A 15,284-nucleotide genomic window follows, 5' to 3' on the forward strand; every position below is an offset into this window, starting at 1 on the left:
ACAATTAATCTTACTCAAGCAAGGAGTCTTGGCAAAAAAACCAGCAACACCCGTACCTTGCAAGGCAAGTTCGATAGCAGCCCAAAAGGCATCCTGAGGTCATTCCGGTATACATCACAGTTTAGCTATTGTTTCTATGAGAGCATAACGAATCGCCTGATTATGGCATTCAATTTGCTTCTGATTTAAGCATTCGATAAAAATCGACATTTTTTTGATGGTCTATTGTAATCAATGCTTTATGATATTGGTTAAACGTGACCATCGTTTTTGGATTTCACAACTACACTGTGAATGAATGGAATTAATGACAGAATATAGGTTTATCGTGACTATGCGTAAAACAATGATTGCAGCTGCGCTGCTTCTCGCTTCAAGCTATGCTCTCGCTGAAACAGACCAAGACAGTCCTTCCGTTATGAGTAACTTTAGTTACGACTATATCGAAGCACGTATCGGTGTTAGCCCTGTGACTTACGGCGCGGGATTCAGCATGTCAATTCACCCTAATGCTCACTTCATTGGCCGCGTTGACTCAGAGTTTGACGGCGACTTTGATGCTGCGACAGGTTTAGGCTTTCACGCCCCAATCAATAACTGGTCTGATTTAACCGGTGAGATGTTACTTCGTGCTCAAGATAAGAAGCATGATGGCAATGCCGATGCAGGCATGGAACTGAACTTGGGTGTACGTCAATGGTTAGGGCCACAGCTTGAAGTTGGTGGTAAAGCTGGTTATGTCACAATTGATGACAATGACGATTGGATTGGTTCTGTATACGCTCGCTTCCATTCTACAGAGCTGTTCTCTCTCGGTGCAGAAGCTCGATTTAACGACGCGTACAACGATCAAATTCTATTCACTGCACGCTTCAAATATTAATTGAATCGTAACCCAGACGAATAAAAAGTCGACCGAAATGAAAGGACACATATTCATATTCGGTCGACTTGGGTATCTATTTGATGACTGCTGTATGGTTTGGTCTGCTACATAGAGACAAAACCATAATGTTTGCACTCTTGCAACAACTCTTGCTTCTTTGGCTCTTGAATTAATTCCCAATGAACCCCTTCAACAGCACCAGCCAATTTCCAAAGTAAACGCATATCAACGTCTCGCCCATAAATGTCGCAGATACGAGCAAACGCAAATGAAGCCCCTTTCTCTAACAACATATCGACGTTATCGATGCCCGCTTTCTTAATCATTCTTTCAGTAGTCAATTGCATATTAGGTAAATCGCGTAAACGTCGATTACTTTTACAACGTTTTGCCGCGTCGTCTAGCTTAGCGCCTTTAATGGCAAGATTAACGAGTTCTACGGCTAAATCCGGCTGCCCTACCACCACTTCCGTGATGTCATAATAGTTAACGGTCGCCACCGTGGATTTCTTAATATGCTTAAATTTCTCACAGGATAAGTCTGCTAATTTAGGTTCCACCAAAGGGTGACTTCTAAGGTAAATCGATTCTTCGCGAATAAGAGCATACATAACATTATTTTGGAATATGCCTGTACCGCCAAACATGGAGCGCGTCTGCAATGAGCCACATTGCGTCGCAACTTTATAGAATAAATGTCGTTTCATAATGGTGTCCTCTACTAGCTCTGACGTTGTAAATATTTTCATTAGGTACTAGATAAACTGCATCATTACACCCACTCGGTGCATAAAAAATCACCAAGTAATTAACACGACGAAGTATGCATGCTATTTACACAACTATCACTTATGCAACTCTGCTTTATGCGATGCAGATCTCGTCAACTACCTCTTGTTGATTAGATGAAACATAAAAAGAGGACTAAATGTCGAACCGCTCCTATAAAAGCGAATTTATTTGAAGAGAAAAATATAATTGGTTGCAGTTGTTACGATTACGTAGGTAGAATAGCCGCCGGTATGACAGAGTTGGCGTTTTTATGAATCATTTATCCTTTTATTGGCTCCCAGATAATCGGCACAAATTGATCCACGGCTTAGAAAGTGAGTTTGCACAACTCGTTGAGCTATCTATAAGCACTGGTAAAATTTCCTTGCCTCCGATCCCGACGGTTGTTCTTCGTGTTCAGCAACTCTGTATGCAAGATTCCACCACCATATCTGATATCGCAGACTGTTTGACCGATGATCCTAGCCTTGCGGCGATCGTTATCCGCGTAGCTAACTCTGTTGTGTTTAACCGCAGGAATATCACCTGTAACGATTTAATCACGGCTGTATCTCGTTTGGGCATTTTGCGCGTGCGTGACATCGTAACTGCACAAGCCATTGAACAATTGAAACATGCGATTAACTTAAGCCCTGAATGTAATAAGATTTTGGCCAATAGTGCCCATGCTTCCCGAGAATTAGGGGCAACCATGGTGCTTGTCACTGAAACGTTCAAACAAGTTGAACCTGAAGAGTATGCTTATCTTGAAGAAGAAAAGTCTCTACTGGTTGGTTTACTTGCGGATATCGGTCTGTTTTGCCTAGTGAATGAATACCATCTCTACTTAGAGAACGGGAACTATCTAGATGAAGACATCGCGATGCAAATCTTCCAATCTCGCTGTTCAAGTACCAGTAAACTGGTTTTGAAGCATTGGGGCTTCGACACTGATTTCTTAGAAGTGGCTTGCAACGAAGAAATGGCAGAGCAGATCCAAGAAGTGCGTTACCTAGACATCGCTCGTATTGCGAGTCATCTACTGATGTTCCGCAAGCAAGACGATGCAATCGAAGAACATGAAGTGGAAATCAATGCAACTGGGGCCGATGTTCTTTATCAACTAAGTAACCTTTCCGATCACGAGTTTAACGAGAAATTACGCTCAGTGATCACCCGCAGTGGTTTTTAATCTCTCGATAATGAACTAACCATGCTATCGAGTATGTTATTGGTCTATATTGGGTATGTCATAGTATTAAATGATTCAAAGTGGCTTGGTCGAGTAAACCAAGCCGTTGTTTTTCTAATTCATATGATCTTGTTAAACATCCCCACCTCGATAACTTGTCTACTAACAACTTACAAACCATCGCTCACTACACATTGGTGTTTTTCACCTCAATGACACTATGTAATTGGGGCTTTCTACCGTGGTTAGATAAGCTCTATCCACTCTATCCAAGTGGGCAAACATCAACTTCCTTTGACAAAAATGTGTCTAATGGTCTTTCCGTTCGGTACTATTCAACTTTGGGCTATTAGGTAATGAATAAAATTAGGTAAATTAGGATGACGGCAACAAATAAAACAGCGGATGTGACTTTTGAGAATCTTCTGCGTATTTTTACTATTCCTGAAGGTCCCGACTCCACTTTAACCCAAATTGAATCTGAACTTTCCCATAACTTAAACCTTTTTTTAGGTGAGCACATCGTGGCTGAAGAAAAGCCTCTGGTTGAGATTGAAAAAGATTTTTCTAGTGCGCATGTACCAGAGCAGCCGCAATTCGTATCCGAACATACCGAACACCTTCTTAACACTCTTGTCGCCCACTCTGTGCACACCTCAGCCCCTAGCTTTGTGGGGCATATGACATCAGCTCTGCCTTACTTTTTGATGCCGCTTTCAAAAATCATGATTGCGCTTAACCAAAACTTGGTAAAAATAGAAACCTCAAAGGCTTTTACACCTCTTGAACGCCAAGTTCTTGGAATGATCCATCACCTTATTTATGGTGAAGACGAGACATTCTACCAGCGCTGGATGCACAGTGCGGTGCACTCCCTTGGCGCGTTTTGTTCCGGTGGTACCATAGCGAACATCACTGCTCTTTGGGTGGCGCGTAATAATGCATTAAAGGCGACGCCTGACTTCGGTGGAGTGGAAAAAGAAGGCTTGTTCAAAGCATTAAAATATTATGGATATGAGGGCCTTGCCATCGTCGTTTCTGAACGGGGTCACTACTCATTGAAAAAAGCGGCCGATGTGTTAGGTATTGGCCAAGATGGACTGGTCAGTGTTGCGACCGATGAATATAACCGGATAAAACCAGCAGACTTAGATAAAACGCTGTGTGAGCTGAAAGCTAAACGCATCTTGCCCTTTGCTGTTGTCGGTGTTGCCGGAACCACCGAAACAGGCAATATCGACCCATTAAATGCGATGGCGGCTATTTGTCGTCAACATTCGTGTCATTTTCATGTCGATGCGGCTTGGGGCGGAGCGACCTTGATGTCGCAGCAACACCGTTATTTACTCAACGGCATTGAACAGGCGGACTCTGTCACCATTGATGCTCACAAACAGCTTTACATCCCAATGGGCGCTGGCATGGTGCTGTTCAAAGATCCAAGCGCAATGCAATCGATAGAACATCATGCACAATACATTTTGCGCCAAGGTTCAAAGGATTTGGGCAGCCACACTCTAGAAGGGTCACGTTCTGGCATGGCCATGCTCGTCTACTCAAGCCTGCACATTATTAGCCGCGCTGGCTATGGCATGCTTATCGACCAAAGCATCGCTAAAGCCCATTTTTTTGCAAAACTCATCAAAGCCACCGACGATTTCGAATTGGTGTCTGAACCTGAGCTGTGCCTGCTTACTTATCGGTTTGTTCCCCCCTTTGCTCTACACGCTCTAGAGCATGCAAACCGTGAGCAAAAAATCGAACTCAATAACGCTCTGAACGAATTAACCAAATTCATCCAAAAACACCAACGTGAAACCGGCCGCTCGTTTGTTTCTCGAACTCAATTAACACCAACGCGCTGGGATCATTTGGCCACCATTGTGTTTCGAGTTGTGTTAGCAAATCCCCTCACCACTGAAACCATTTTGCAGGGAATTTTGCAAGAACAGCGAGAAATTGCTAGATTAGCGCCTCAATTGATGACAAACATAGAGAATATCGCGTACTCTATCGTCCCAGTACCTGCGCCCAAAGTTACACAAGAATGAAAATTAATTTCTGAACTTTGTAATTTACCTATCATCAACTTGCTGAAATATGGAAAAAACAGCGCAACTAGTTGGTGTATGTGTAGTTTTAATGAAATTTAGTTTGAGGCTTGTCATAGAATCACCATTTGATACATCGTTTCATTTATGAATTGACCATGCTTGGGTTTATACTCGAGTCACTGGAGTTGGGTCGATGTGCCTATGTGATGTGGCAATGTTCTCAGAATTTTAAACAGCTTTAGGGCATACCAACAATTCATTCCTTATGCCTGCGTGAATACTATGAATACATTAGAAAAAATCCAAAAAAATCTGGAAAATTTTAGCAAGTCTGAGCGTAAGGTAGCGGAAGTCATTATGGCCTCCCCTCAAACTGCCATTCACTCAAGCATTGCCACTTTAGCCAAAATGGCCGATGTCAGCGAACCAACTGTAAACCGTTTTTGTCGCCGCTTAGACACAAAAGGCTTTCCCGACTTTAAATTGCACCTTGCACAAAGCTTAGCTAATGGCACTCCGTACGTTAACCGTAACGTTGAAGAAGAGGATGGTCCAGATGCTTACACGCACAAGATTTTTGAATCAACCATGGCGTGTTTGGATGTAGCAAAAAACAGCATAGACCCCGTACAAATCAATCGAGCTGTCGACCTATTGACTCAAGCGAAACGCATCTCTTTCTTTGGCTTAGGCGCTTCCTCTGCTGTCGCACGTGATGCACAAAACAAATTTATTCGTTTTAATATTCCTATCACCTGTTTTGAAGACATTGTGATGCAACGAATGAGCTGTATTAACTGCACAGATAACGATGTAATTGTGTTGATTTCGCACACTGGCCGAACCAAAAGCCAAGTGGAAATTGCTCATTTAGCCAAAGAAAATGGTGCTACAGTCATTGCGATTACTGCAAAAGACTCACCACTCGACAAAGCAAGCTCATTGTCGATCTGCTTGGATGTCCCAGAAGATACCGACGTTTATATGCCCATGGCAAGCCGCGTAGTACAAATGACGGTGATTGACGTATTAGCAACTGGCTTCACATTGCGCCGCGGCTCTGGTTTCCGTGAAAACCTCAAGCGTGTAAAAGAAGCTTTGAAGGATTCGCGCTACGATAAATACTCGAATTTATCTTAATCCTCGACTGCTGGTTACAAATAGATTCTGGTTACCAATCAAAAAAATGAGCGTCGTTAGACGCTCATTCTCTTTCTAAAGGTTGCTTATCTCCACTTTTCTGCCCTTCGGTTTGCTTAATTAACGCAACCGCATTGTGCTCCACAGTTTGCTCCTTCTCCGTTTCTGTTCGCGTCCTACACTGACAAACATGATTCAAAATGCTCATCAATCGAGCTTCCGTTAACGGCAAAGGGTTCCCTTTGATTGAATTAGATTGCAAAGCATCTCGAACAACATCTTGAAAAGAAGTTTGGCAAACACCAAAGTGATCTAGCGTAGGCAGTTGTAAACGCTCCAAAATCATATTGACCCATAAAACACCATCTTCAAGATTCACATTACGCCTATCGGTAAGAATTTGAGCAATTCGGTAGTAACGCTGCAAAATATCATCCGCTTGATGCTGACGAGCTAACTCGATATTTTCATGCATCACGTAAGGAGATAGACGCGCGGTAATCACACTGTGTGGAGCGTCCAGTTTCCCTCCCAATGCGGAAGCTAACCCATGGGCAGCACCTAATTTTGCATTGCTCAGCGCCAGCCCTCCTAACATGGCAGCAAATGAAAGATCACGCCTTGCCTTTGGTTCATCCAGAACACAGGCATCAATGATTGAATGAGCGATACGGGATAACCCCTCTTCACAAACCATATCGGTTAGCAAGTTGGGTACACCACACACATAAGCCTCCATCAAATGGGTAAAGGCATCCATTGCTCCACGGCCTGAAAGATAAAGATTCGTTCCGTAGGTTAACGTTGGATCAACAATTGCCACATCTGGCATCATATCTGCGCTACGCAAACTCACTTTAATTTTGTCTTGCCCAGAGCGTAATACCGCATTTTTTGTCACTTCCGAGCCCGTGCTTGCGGTGGTTGGAATGGCGATAAAGGGTAACGGTTTTGCCTTGAGAGGAACACTACGACCAATCACTTCCACATAATCATATACAGAGCCTTGGTTAGGTATGATCGCCGCCAGAGCTTTACCTGTATCAAGCACACTGCCACCGCCAATTGCGACAACAGCATCCACTTTAAAGCGCCTTGCAAGACTTGCGGTCTCTTCAATCATAGTGATATTCGGCTCACTCGATACAGCAACATGTTGATAACGCTTATGATGCTTTTGAAAATCCTGCACAATAGGTTGTGCGCGTTCCTGAGTTCGCCCCGAGACTAACAGTATGCTGTAACCTATCTGGCGAATCTGAGGCAAAGCGTGTAGTAATGAACCGGCACCAAAAATGATCTTTGTGGGGGTCATAAATTCAAACATGATTAAGCCCTTTATAAGTGTTCACTTCTATCAGGATGGCTCATCTACTTATTGAATTCGGTGACCCAGAGCAAAGTGAAACATTCGCCCTTAAATTTCGCGGTTAATTTTTGCTCAGCATCACGTAATTATCTCCCTATCTCAAATGTTATCACTGCGTTTATACGTCTTGAATTCAGCGGCTTTCATTTCGAAACCGTTCGGGTCAGCTATACTCTAATTATCAAAATCGTTGAATATGAATACAACAGCAATAGCTGAAGAAGTGAACAATAGGTTTTATCTATTGAATTGAATGGTAATTGCTACTTTATTTTCTATATCTAATCAGGCATATTGGCTTCGAAAACAATTAAGGAGAGAGTCATGTTTGTAGTAATTTTTGGTCGTCCAGGTTGCCCATACTGTGTTCGTGCAAAAGAGCACGCAGAAACTCTGAAAGAAAAACACGAAGATTTCAACTACCGCTATGTTGATATTCAAGCGGAAGGCATCAGTAAAGAAGACCTATCTAAAAGTGTAGGTAAACCAGTTGAAACTGTTCCACAAATCTTTATTGATCAAAAACCTATCGGCGGCTGCACAGAATTTGAAGCATTCGCAAAAGAAAACCTAGGTCTGTTCGACTAATCGTGACAGATTGAAAAACCCGCAGCTAATGCGGGTTTTTTTGTACCCAAAACAGGTGCACTTATTAGAAAATCGCAGATGGATTCAGGACCGATGGTTCGACCTCTCCAAAATCTACGTAAAACTAGAAAATTTAACTTATCTTTTTCTCATAATCAGATAAAATTATCTGCGTTAATTCTTTCGCCATACCTTCTTTGAGCCTAGACAGTGAATATAGACGTCGTACTCTTGCTAAAGCAAAATCCCATTCTTCTTATCTTCGTCGTTTTAGCCATTGGGCTTTCCATTGGTAAAATCAGGATAGGTAGTTTTCAACTAGGAAACTCCATCGGTGTATTGGTCACCTCTCTTGTCATGGGGCACCTTGGTTTTTCTTTCAGTTCCGAATCACTCACCATTGGGTTCATGCTGTTTATCTACTGTGTAGGTATCGAAGCGGGGCCCAATTTTTTTGGCATTTTTTTCCGCGATGGGAAACATTACCTCATCCTGAGTTTAACGGTGTTAATCACCGCGATGTGGATCACCTATTTTGGTAGCTACTACCTTGATCTCGATTTTGGTCTCTCTGCCGGTATGATGGCTGGGGCACTAACATCAACCCCTGTTCTCGTAGGGGCTCAAGATGCCATTAACTCCGGATTAGCAGAAGTGCCTCACAATAAAGACCTATCACTTATTTTGGATAGCGTCTCTGTCGGTTATGCAATGGCTTATTTAGTCGGCTTAATCAGTATGATTATGTTCGCTAAGTTGCTACCTAAACTACAAAAGCAAAATCTTTCCGACTCAGCGCAACAAATTGCCCGCGAACGAGGCCTAGGCGGAAATAGCCAGCGTAAAGTCTATTTACCAATTATTCGGGCTTACCGTGTTGGTCCTGAACTTACCAATTGGGTTGATGGACGTAATCTTCGCGAACTCGGGATTTATCGCCAAACGGGGTGTTACATCGAGCGAGTACGCCGTAACGGTATTCTTGCCCACCCGGATGGGGATGCCATTTTACAAGAAGGCGATGAAATTGCGTTGGTGGGTTTTCCTGATAGCCATGCTCGACTGGATCCTAGTTTTCGTAACGGAAAAGAAGTTTTTGACCGCAACCTACTCGACTTACGTATCTCAGAAGAAGAGATCGTTGTAAAAAGTGATGCCATTGCCGGTAAACGTCTATCTGAATTAAATCTCTCTGAATACGGCTGTTTCTTAAACCGAGTTGTCCGTGCTCAAATTGAGATGCCAATGGATTCTGATATCGTGCTCGCGAAAGGGGATGTGCTGCAAGTCAGTGGCGAGAAAAGCCGAGTCCAAGGGCTAGCCGATAAAATCGGGTTTATCTCGATTCATAGCCAAATGGCAGACCTGATCGCGTTCTGTAGCTTCTTTATTCTTGGCATTCTGTTTGGCCTGATTACCATGACCTTTGGTCAGGTTTCTTTTAGCCTAGGCAATGCCGTTGGTTTATTGTTGTCGGGTATTACGTTAGGTTTCTTGCGCGCGAACCACCCAACGTTTGGCTATGTGCCACAAGGGGCGTTAAACATGGTCAAAGACCTAGGGTTAATGTTCTTTATGGTGGGCATTGGTTTGAGCGCCGGTGGGCAGATGTTCGAACACCTCTCCGACATCGGCTTTAAAATATTTGGCCTCGCCTTCTTAGTCAGTGTTGTACCTGTGGTATTTGCCTACCTTGTTGGAGCTTACATTCTTAAGATGAACCGCGCCTTACTATTTGGGGCCATCATTGGTGCCCGTACTTGCGCACCGGCTATGGACATTGTGAACGAATACGCTAAATCAACCATTCCAGCATTAGGTTACGCTGGCACTTATGCCATCGCCAATATTCTGATGACTCTTGCTGGTACGATACTAATATTGTTGAATTAACCAGAACGAAAAAAGGCGCTCAATGAGCGCCTTTTGTTTATCTACGTGTTAACCCAATTAGAAATTGATAAGATCAAATTCAATCGCTGGGTTTACGTCTGCTTCGTAATCTACGCCTTCGATACCAAAACCGAATAGTTTCAAGAACTCTTCTTTGTACTGAACGTAGTCAGTCAGTTCTTTTAGGTTTTCAGTGGTAATTTGTGGCCATAGGTTTTGGCAGTGCTGTTGAATGTCGTCGCGCAATTCCCAGTCATCCAAACGTAGACGGTTTTTGTCGTCCACTTCTGGAGCTGAACCGTCTTCTTTGTATAGACGTTGGCTGAACATACGGAAGATCTGTTCCATACAACCTTCGTGAACGCCTTCTTCACGCATTTTCTTGAATACCATCGCGATGTACAGAGGCATCACTGGAATTGCAGAACTTGCTTGAGTCACAACAGATTTAAGTACAGCAACGTTTGCGGTGCCGCCTTTTGCAGACAGTTTGCTATTTAGCTCTGCTGCTGCGCGGTCTAGGTCCATCTTCGCACGACCAAGAGCGCCGTCCCAGTAGATAGGCCAAGTTAGCTCAGTACCAATGTAGCTGTAAGCAACCGTTTTACAACCGTCAGCCAATACGCCAGCTTCGTCTAGAGCATTGATCCAAAGTTCCCAATCTTGACCACCCATAACAGTAATGGTGTCTTCGATTTCTTGCTCGGTTGCCGGTTCAACACTTGCTTCAATGATAACGTCACGGTTAGTGTCAACCGCAGTTGAAGTGTAAGTTTGACCGATAGGTTTTAGAGATGAACGAATCAACTCACCTGTTTCAGGCAATTTACGAACTGGAGATGCAAGCGAGTAAACCACCATATCGATTTGACCTAGGTCTTCTTTGATCAGTTCGATGGTTTTTTCTTTCGCTTCGTTAGAGAAAGCATCGCCATTTAGGCTTTTAGAGTATAGGCCTTCAGCTTTAGCGAACTTATCGAACGCTGCTGAGTTGTAGTAGCCCGCTGTACCTGGTTTTTTCTCTGTGCCAGGTTTTTCAAAGAAAACACCGATTGTCGCTGCACCGCCACCGAAAGCAGCTGCGATGCGAGAAGACAGACCGTAGCCGCTTGATGAACCAATCACAAGAACGCGTTTAGGTGCGTTTGCAATTGGACCGTTAGCTTTGGTGTATTCAATTTGTTCTTTTACGTTAGCTTCACAACCCACTGGGTGCGTTGTTGTACAGATAAATCCGCGAATTTTAGGTTTGATGATCATATTCAACTTCCTTCAAAAATCTTCGATAGGATAAAAGGTTCGTCGCCCCTTCGCATCCTATTTCTGCAAAAATAGGAATAAATCCCAAGTGGTTGGAGCACTCTCGCTTAAAATTCACCCAAGAAATAGCGAGAGCTTCTATTTTGAGAAGCTCTCGACGTCGGTTTGAACCACTTACATTGCGGGTTAAAGTGTAGGGGCTTGTCCCTTGTTGGTCAAAACTTCAGAGAGATCCGGTGAGAAATGATCCACTTGAATTGCCCGATAACGCAGTTGCTCCGCCCTAAGCACCATGCGCCTCTCATTCGAACTCAACACGCCCGCCTTTTCCGCAGCATGCAATTTTTCTTCTAGCGGTAACTTCCCATTCACTGTTTTAGCAGCAATGGCTTGTTGCAGTCGTTTCTCAATTGGCATCACCTCGTACAAGGCAACAAAGGCAGTATCCATCAACCCAATGGCGTCATCTTTATCTTTACCAACAAAGCATAGATGGGTCATTCGATCGCGCTGTTTACCCGGCACCATCATGCTTTGTGCTATTTCTAGCGCCAACGCATCTTTAGGGGGAGTGTAATGCTGACCCAGTGGGAAAATAATAGCGCGGAGCAACCATCCAGCCCAACGATTAGGAAAATTGATTAACGCCTCTTTCATAGCATCTGCTGCACGACAAAAACAGTGTGCTAAAGCGTAATCGAGATAAGGTCGGTCGGCGGCTTGTTGCCCTTCATCAGCAAAGCGCTTGAGCGCAGCACTGGCCATGTAAAGGTAAGCCAATGCATCACCGAGACGGGCTGAAATAAGCTCCTTACGTTTTAAAGCACCACCTAACGTCAACATTGCCATATCCGAGGTAACAGCTAACCCCGCGCACAAACGCGATAGATGCTGAAACTCTCTTTTAGTCGCACAGTTGCTCGGAACCTTAACCCAACGCGAGCTTGTCAGGGCTAAACCAAAGGCGCGCCCCATATTACCGGCAGTATGGCCGATGTGCTGAAAAAGCCAACGGTCAAACGCTTCCGCCCCACGTTCAGCTTCCGGGTCTGCTGCCGCCGCCATCTCTTTTAACACAAAAGGATGGCACCGAGTCGCCCCTTGTCCAAATATCATTAAGTTGCGAGTCAGTATGTTGGCCCCCTCTACCGTGATAGCAATCGGAATGCCCAAGTAATGAGTCGATAAATAGTTCATCGGTCCACCTTGAATCGCGCGACCTGCGTGAATGTCCATGGCATCAGCTAAAATGGTACGACCCATTTCCGTCATATGATATTTGGCGATGGCGGTGACAACGCCAGGCTTTTCTCCACTATCTAAAGCAGTTGTGGTGAGTGTGCGAGTGGCCTCGAGTAGGTAGGTTAAACCGCCAATGCGCCCCAATGCCTCCCCAACCCCTTCAAAACGCCCAATCGACACACCAAACTGCTTTCTAACGTAAGCATAAGCGCCCGTCGTTCGCGTAGCTAAATGACCAATTGCAGCCCCTAAGGCCGGTAGAGAAATACCACGCCCTGCCGACAAGCATTCCACCAGCATACGCCATCCTTTTCCCGCGTATTGCTGACCACCGATGATCCAATCGATCGGAATAAAAACATCCTTCCCTCGAGTTGGTCCATTCATAAACGCGAGCCCCATGGGATCGTGCCGCTCCCCAATCTCGACTCCTGGGTGAGACGTTGGAATCAAAGCGCATGTAATCCCAAGTTCGGGTTGGTCACCGATTAGTCCTTCAGGATCATAAAGTTTAAAGGCTAAACCAAGCACCGTGGCAACAGGGGCTAGCGTGATATAACGTTTGTTCCAAGTAAGGCGAATGCCCAATACTTCCTCTCCTTGAAACTCGCCCATGCAAACAATTCCTTTGTCTGGGATGCCTCCAGCATCAGAGCCTGCTTCCGGTCCAGTAAGAGCGAAACAAGGAATGTCACGACCATCGGCTAAACGGGGTAACCAATACTCTTTCTGTTCTTGGGTTCCATAGTGAGTGAGTAGTTCGCCCGGACCAAGTGAGTTAGGCACCATCACAGTAACTGCCGCACTGATTGAACGTGTTGCGATCTTGGTCACTATGGTCGAGTTGGCATAGGCAGAAAAAGCGCGCCCACCGTATTTTTTTTCAATGATTAAGGAAAAAAAGCGCTCTTGACGGAGAAAATTCCAAATAGCTTCAGGCAGATCTTTTTCGTGCTGCATGATGTGGTAATCATCAAGCTGAGAAAGCAATATTTCCAATTCGTTGTCGATAAAGGCTTGCTCTTCATCACTCAGCTGAGGTTTGGGGTACTCTAATAAGCGGGTGAAGTCTGGCTGGCCAGAAAACAGCTCACCTTCCCACCAAACACTGCCCGCTTCCATCGCCTCTTTTTCCGTTGCAGAAAGCGGAGGCAATACGCGTCGAAACCATTTTAGTGCAGGACCACTAACCCATTTTTGACGAAATGTACTCATAGGGCGCTCCTTATTCTGTTTGGGAAGCTATGCAGCAAGCATGTTTATACCCAAGTAACCTCAAGATGCGGTTTCAGCGAGAATGTATTCGCTCATAGGCAAGGCACCGATTTGAATACATAGTGATTCTACGTAGAAAATCGGTAACGCAGCATAGGAGCGAATACAACTCGCCCCTTGGGAGCTCATCAACAAGCCCATTTCTGCGCTCAATGACGTTGAAAGGGAATAACCATTCCTGCCGTCATTGAGCTTGATCTGTGCTCGTTGATGAAGCTCTGAAGTCTGCATCTTGAGGTCATTTGGGTATACTAAACCGATAATCGTCTCTGTCTCCCTATATGAACTATAGTGCCAGCCCACTTTTTAACAAATGATTAACCTAAGACTTTGGTCAAACTCTGCATTGTGCAGCATTTTGTTGATTACCCCGTTTTTGCCCCCAAAAAGCTTTCACAAAAAAGGCGCTTTCACACAAAAAAGGCGCTTTCGCAAAAAAATCTGAACTCTTCGCCGAAGCCGCAGTCTCTATTTATGTGGTTAAGAAGCTTTCAGCTCACTGCTGAAGTATTTTTTCATCGTAACAGTTAACTCACGTTACTGTTTTTCCTATTAACTCCTACGTTTGTATGTGCCCAGTTCGCTTTGTTCTGGGTATTTTTTTATCTTACGAAAAAGCCAAATGGTTCGATCATCGCAAGTGAACACAGCACTTAGCGCCGAACTTCGATATACTCTGCGAACTGATTACCACCACTAGCACCTTATGAAACTTCAGCACAGCCCAATTACCCACCATCAATTTAAAGACATCGCCTTTTATCTAAAACGCGACGATTTATTGCATCCGCAGTTTTCCGGGAATAAAGCACGCAAATTCATGAGCCTGCTAAATTGGCAAGACGCAAAGATAGATACCTTGGTAGGTCATGGTTCACCACAGGCAAACTCTCTCTATTCCATGGCGGCTTTGGCGAACTTACGCCACTGGAAGCTCGATTTTTACGTTGACCACATCCCATCATGGCTAGCAGAAAACCCAATAGGCAACTATCGGGCGGCACTCACTCTTGGCGCCAATATTATTGCAACCCGCCCTACCTACGGTTGCTCGGTTGCTGACTATCTCTCAACGCAACAATGGTCAGAGAACCAACTTTTTGTGCCCGAAGGAGGACGTAGCCCCATCGCACAATTGGGTGTGGAGCAACTTGCTCAGGAAATTCTTATCTGGAAAGAGCAACAGCCCGCCGCAGATTGGGTAGTTGCGTTACCTTCAGGTACCGGGACAACAGCCTTGTATCTGCATCAGACATTGAAAGAACATCACATCGAAGTGGTGACCTGTGCTTGTGTTGGTGGTGATGAATATCTGAAACAGCAATGGATTAGCTTAGGAGAACACGCTCATCCAACGATATTAAGTGGCACAACCAAACATCAGTTTGGGCACCTTTATCCCGACCAGTACCAGTTATGGCAAGCACTTGGTCAACAAACCGGTGTGGAATTTGAATTGTTGTACGACCCCTTGATGTGGCAACGGCTACTGACATGGTGGCCAACCCAAAAAGGGCGCAACCTGCTATACATTCATCAAGGCGGTCTTTTGGGTAACGAAAGTATGGTACCGCGCTATCGCCGACAAATGGGATAAACGCAACCTCCATCGCC

Annotated in this window: 12 protein-coding genes; 7 read left to right on the forward strand and 5 right to left on the reverse strand. The window is 44.6% G+C overall.

Annotated elements, in window-relative coordinates; all coding sequences use genetic code 11:
- The first annotated feature begins 334 nt into the window (after positions 1 to 334).
- Positions 335 to 883 carry a hypothetical protein gene (locus JCM16456_RS09795; protein WP_068714042.1) on the forward strand — a complete coding sequence of 183 codons (549 nt, stop codon included), beginning with the start codon at positions 335 to 337 and terminating at the stop codon, positions 881 to 883.
- Positions 884 to 990: 107 nt separating this feature from the next.
- Here the strand turns inward: JCM16456_RS09795 and JCM16456_RS09800 are convergent, their stop codons facing one another.
- A complete protein-coding gene (locus tag JCM16456_RS09800) occupies positions 991 to 1,593 on the reverse strand; it encodes a TfoX/Sxy family DNA transformation protein (protein ID WP_068714043.1) in 603 nt (200 codons plus the stop codon).
- A gap of 335 nt (positions 1,594 to 1,928) precedes the next feature.
- Between JCM16456_RS09800 and JCM16456_RS09805 the strand changes: the two genes are divergently transcribed.
- From JCM16456_RS09805 to JCM16456_RS09815, 3 genes are all read left to right on the forward strand, one after another.
- Positions 1,929 to 2,849 (forward strand): HDOD domain-containing protein, encoded by a 921-nt coding sequence (locus tag JCM16456_RS09805; protein ID WP_068714044.1) that lies wholly within the window; start codon positions 1,929 to 1,931, stop codon positions 2,847 to 2,849.
- Positions 2,850 to 3,229: 380 nt separating this feature from the next.
- A complete protein-coding gene (gene panP, locus JCM16456_RS09810; RefSeq protein ID WP_068714045.1) occupies positions 3,230 to 4,900 on the forward strand; it encodes a pyridoxal-dependent aspartate 1-decarboxylase PanP in 1,671 nt (556 codons plus the stop codon).
- Positions 4,901 to 5,185: 285 nt separating this feature from the next.
- Positions 5,186 to 6,043 carry a MurR/RpiR family transcriptional regulator gene (locus JCM16456_RS09815; protein ID WP_068714046.1) on the forward strand — a complete coding sequence of 286 codons (858 nt, stop codon included), beginning with the start codon at positions 5,186 to 5,188 and terminating at the stop codon, positions 6,041 to 6,043.
- A gap of 64 nt (positions 6,044 to 6,107) precedes the next feature.
- On the opposite strand, the gene JCM16456_RS09820 is transcribed toward JCM16456_RS09815, so the two are convergent.
- Positions 6,108 to 7,370 carry an iron-containing alcohol dehydrogenase gene (locus JCM16456_RS09820; protein WP_068714047.1) on the reverse strand — a complete coding sequence of 421 codons (1,263 nt, stop codon included), beginning with the start codon at positions 7,368 to 7,370 and terminating at the stop codon, positions 6,108 to 6,110.
- 366 nt (positions 7,371 to 7,736) lie between these two features.
- Between JCM16456_RS09820 and JCM16456_RS09825 the strand changes: the two genes are divergently transcribed.
- Together JCM16456_RS09825 and JCM16456_RS09830 are read left to right on the forward strand one after the other, a co-directional pair.
- Complete coding sequence (locus JCM16456_RS09825) at positions 7,737 to 8,000, forward strand: GrxA family glutaredoxin (protein WP_068714048.1); 264 nt, start codon at positions 7,737 to 7,739, stop codon at positions 7,998 to 8,000.
- A 210-nt stretch (positions 8,001 to 8,210) separates the two neighbouring features.
- Positions 8,211 to 9,893, forward strand: coding sequence for an aspartate:alanine antiporter (locus JCM16456_RS09830; RefSeq protein WP_068714049.1), 1,683 nt, complete (start codon positions 8,211 to 8,213; stop codon positions 9,891 to 9,893).
- A 57-nt stretch (positions 9,894 to 9,950) separates the two neighbouring features.
- Here the strand turns inward: JCM16456_RS09830 and fabV are convergent, their stop codons facing one another.
- The 3 genes from fabV to JCM16456_RS23695 form a co-directional block, all read right to left on the reverse strand.
- Positions 9,951 to 11,153, reverse strand: coding sequence for an enoyl-ACP reductase FabV (gene fabV, locus JCM16456_RS09835; RefSeq protein WP_068714050.1), 1,203 nt, complete (start codon positions 11,151 to 11,153; stop codon positions 9,951 to 9,953).
- A 186-nt stretch (positions 11,154 to 11,339) separates the two neighbouring features.
- The gene (locus JCM16456_RS09840) at positions 11,340 to 13,610 is read right to left on the reverse strand and encodes an acyl-CoA dehydrogenase (protein ID WP_068714051.1); all 2,271 of its coding nucleotides are present in this window, start codon (positions 13,608 to 13,610) and stop codon (positions 11,340 to 11,342) included.
- A 60-nt stretch (positions 13,611 to 13,670) separates the two neighbouring features.
- A complete protein-coding gene (locus tag JCM16456_RS23695; protein ID WP_156430502.1) occupies positions 13,671 to 13,901 on the reverse strand; it encodes a hypothetical protein in 231 nt (76 codons plus the stop codon).
- A gap of 475 nt (positions 13,902 to 14,376) precedes the next feature.
- Between JCM16456_RS23695 and JCM16456_RS09845 the strand changes: the two genes are divergently transcribed.
- Positions 14,377 to 15,267 (forward strand): pyridoxal-phosphate dependent enzyme, encoded by an 891-nt coding sequence (locus JCM16456_RS09845; protein WP_068714052.1) that lies wholly within the window; start codon positions 14,377 to 14,379, stop codon positions 15,265 to 15,267.
- Positions 15,268 to 15,284: the final 17 nt, after the last annotated feature.

This window comes from Vibrio tritonius, assembly GCF_001547935.1.
In the GTDB taxonomy this organism is placed as follows: Bacteria; Pseudomonadota; Gammaproteobacteria; order Enterobacterales; family Vibrionaceae; genus Vibrio; species Vibrio tritonius.

What these genes read in the sequence shown, in the direction of transcription:
- JCM16456_RS09795 (WP_068714042.1), top strand. Translation starts at nt 335, where the DNA reads ATGCGTAAAACAATGATTGCAGCTGCGCTGCTTCTCGCTTCAAGCTAT.
- JCM16456_RS09800 (WP_068714043.1), bottom strand. Translation starts at nt 1,593, where the DNA reads ATGAAACGACATTTATTCTATAAAGTTGCGACGCAATGTGGCTCATTG.
- JCM16456_RS09805 (WP_068714044.1), top strand. Translation starts at nt 1,929, where the DNA reads ATGAATCATTTATCCTTTTATTGGCTCCCAGATAATCGGCACAAATTG.
- panP (WP_068714045.1), top strand. Translation starts at nt 3,230, where the DNA reads ATGACGGCAACAAATAAAACAGCGGATGTGACTTTTGAGAATCTTCTG.
- JCM16456_RS09815 (WP_068714046.1), top strand. Translation starts at nt 5,186, where the DNA reads ATGAATACATTAGAAAAAATCCAAAAAAATCTGGAAAATTTTAGCAAG.
- JCM16456_RS09820 (WP_068714047.1), bottom strand. Translation starts at nt 7,370, where the DNA reads ATGTTTGAATTTATGACCCCCACAAAGATCATTTTTGGTGCCGGTTCA.
- JCM16456_RS09825 (WP_068714048.1), top strand. Translation starts at nt 7,737, where the DNA reads ATGTTTGTAGTAATTTTTGGTCGTCCAGGTTGCCCATACTGTGTTCGT.
- fabV (WP_068714050.1), bottom strand. Translation starts at nt 11,153, where the DNA reads ATGATCATCAAACCTAAAATTCGCGGATTTATCTGTACAACAACGCAC.
- JCM16456_RS09840 (WP_068714051.1), bottom strand. Translation starts at nt 13,610, where the DNA reads ATGAGTACATTTCGTCAAAAATGGGTTAGTGGTCCTGCACTAAAATGG.
- JCM16456_RS23695 (WP_156430502.1), bottom strand. Translation starts at nt 13,901, where the DNA reads ATGCAGACTTCAGAGCTTCATCAACGAGCACAGATCAAGCTCAATGAC.
- JCM16456_RS09845 (WP_068714052.1), top strand. Translation starts at nt 14,377, where the DNA reads ATGAAACTTCAGCACAGCCCAATTACCCACCATCAATTTAAAGACATC.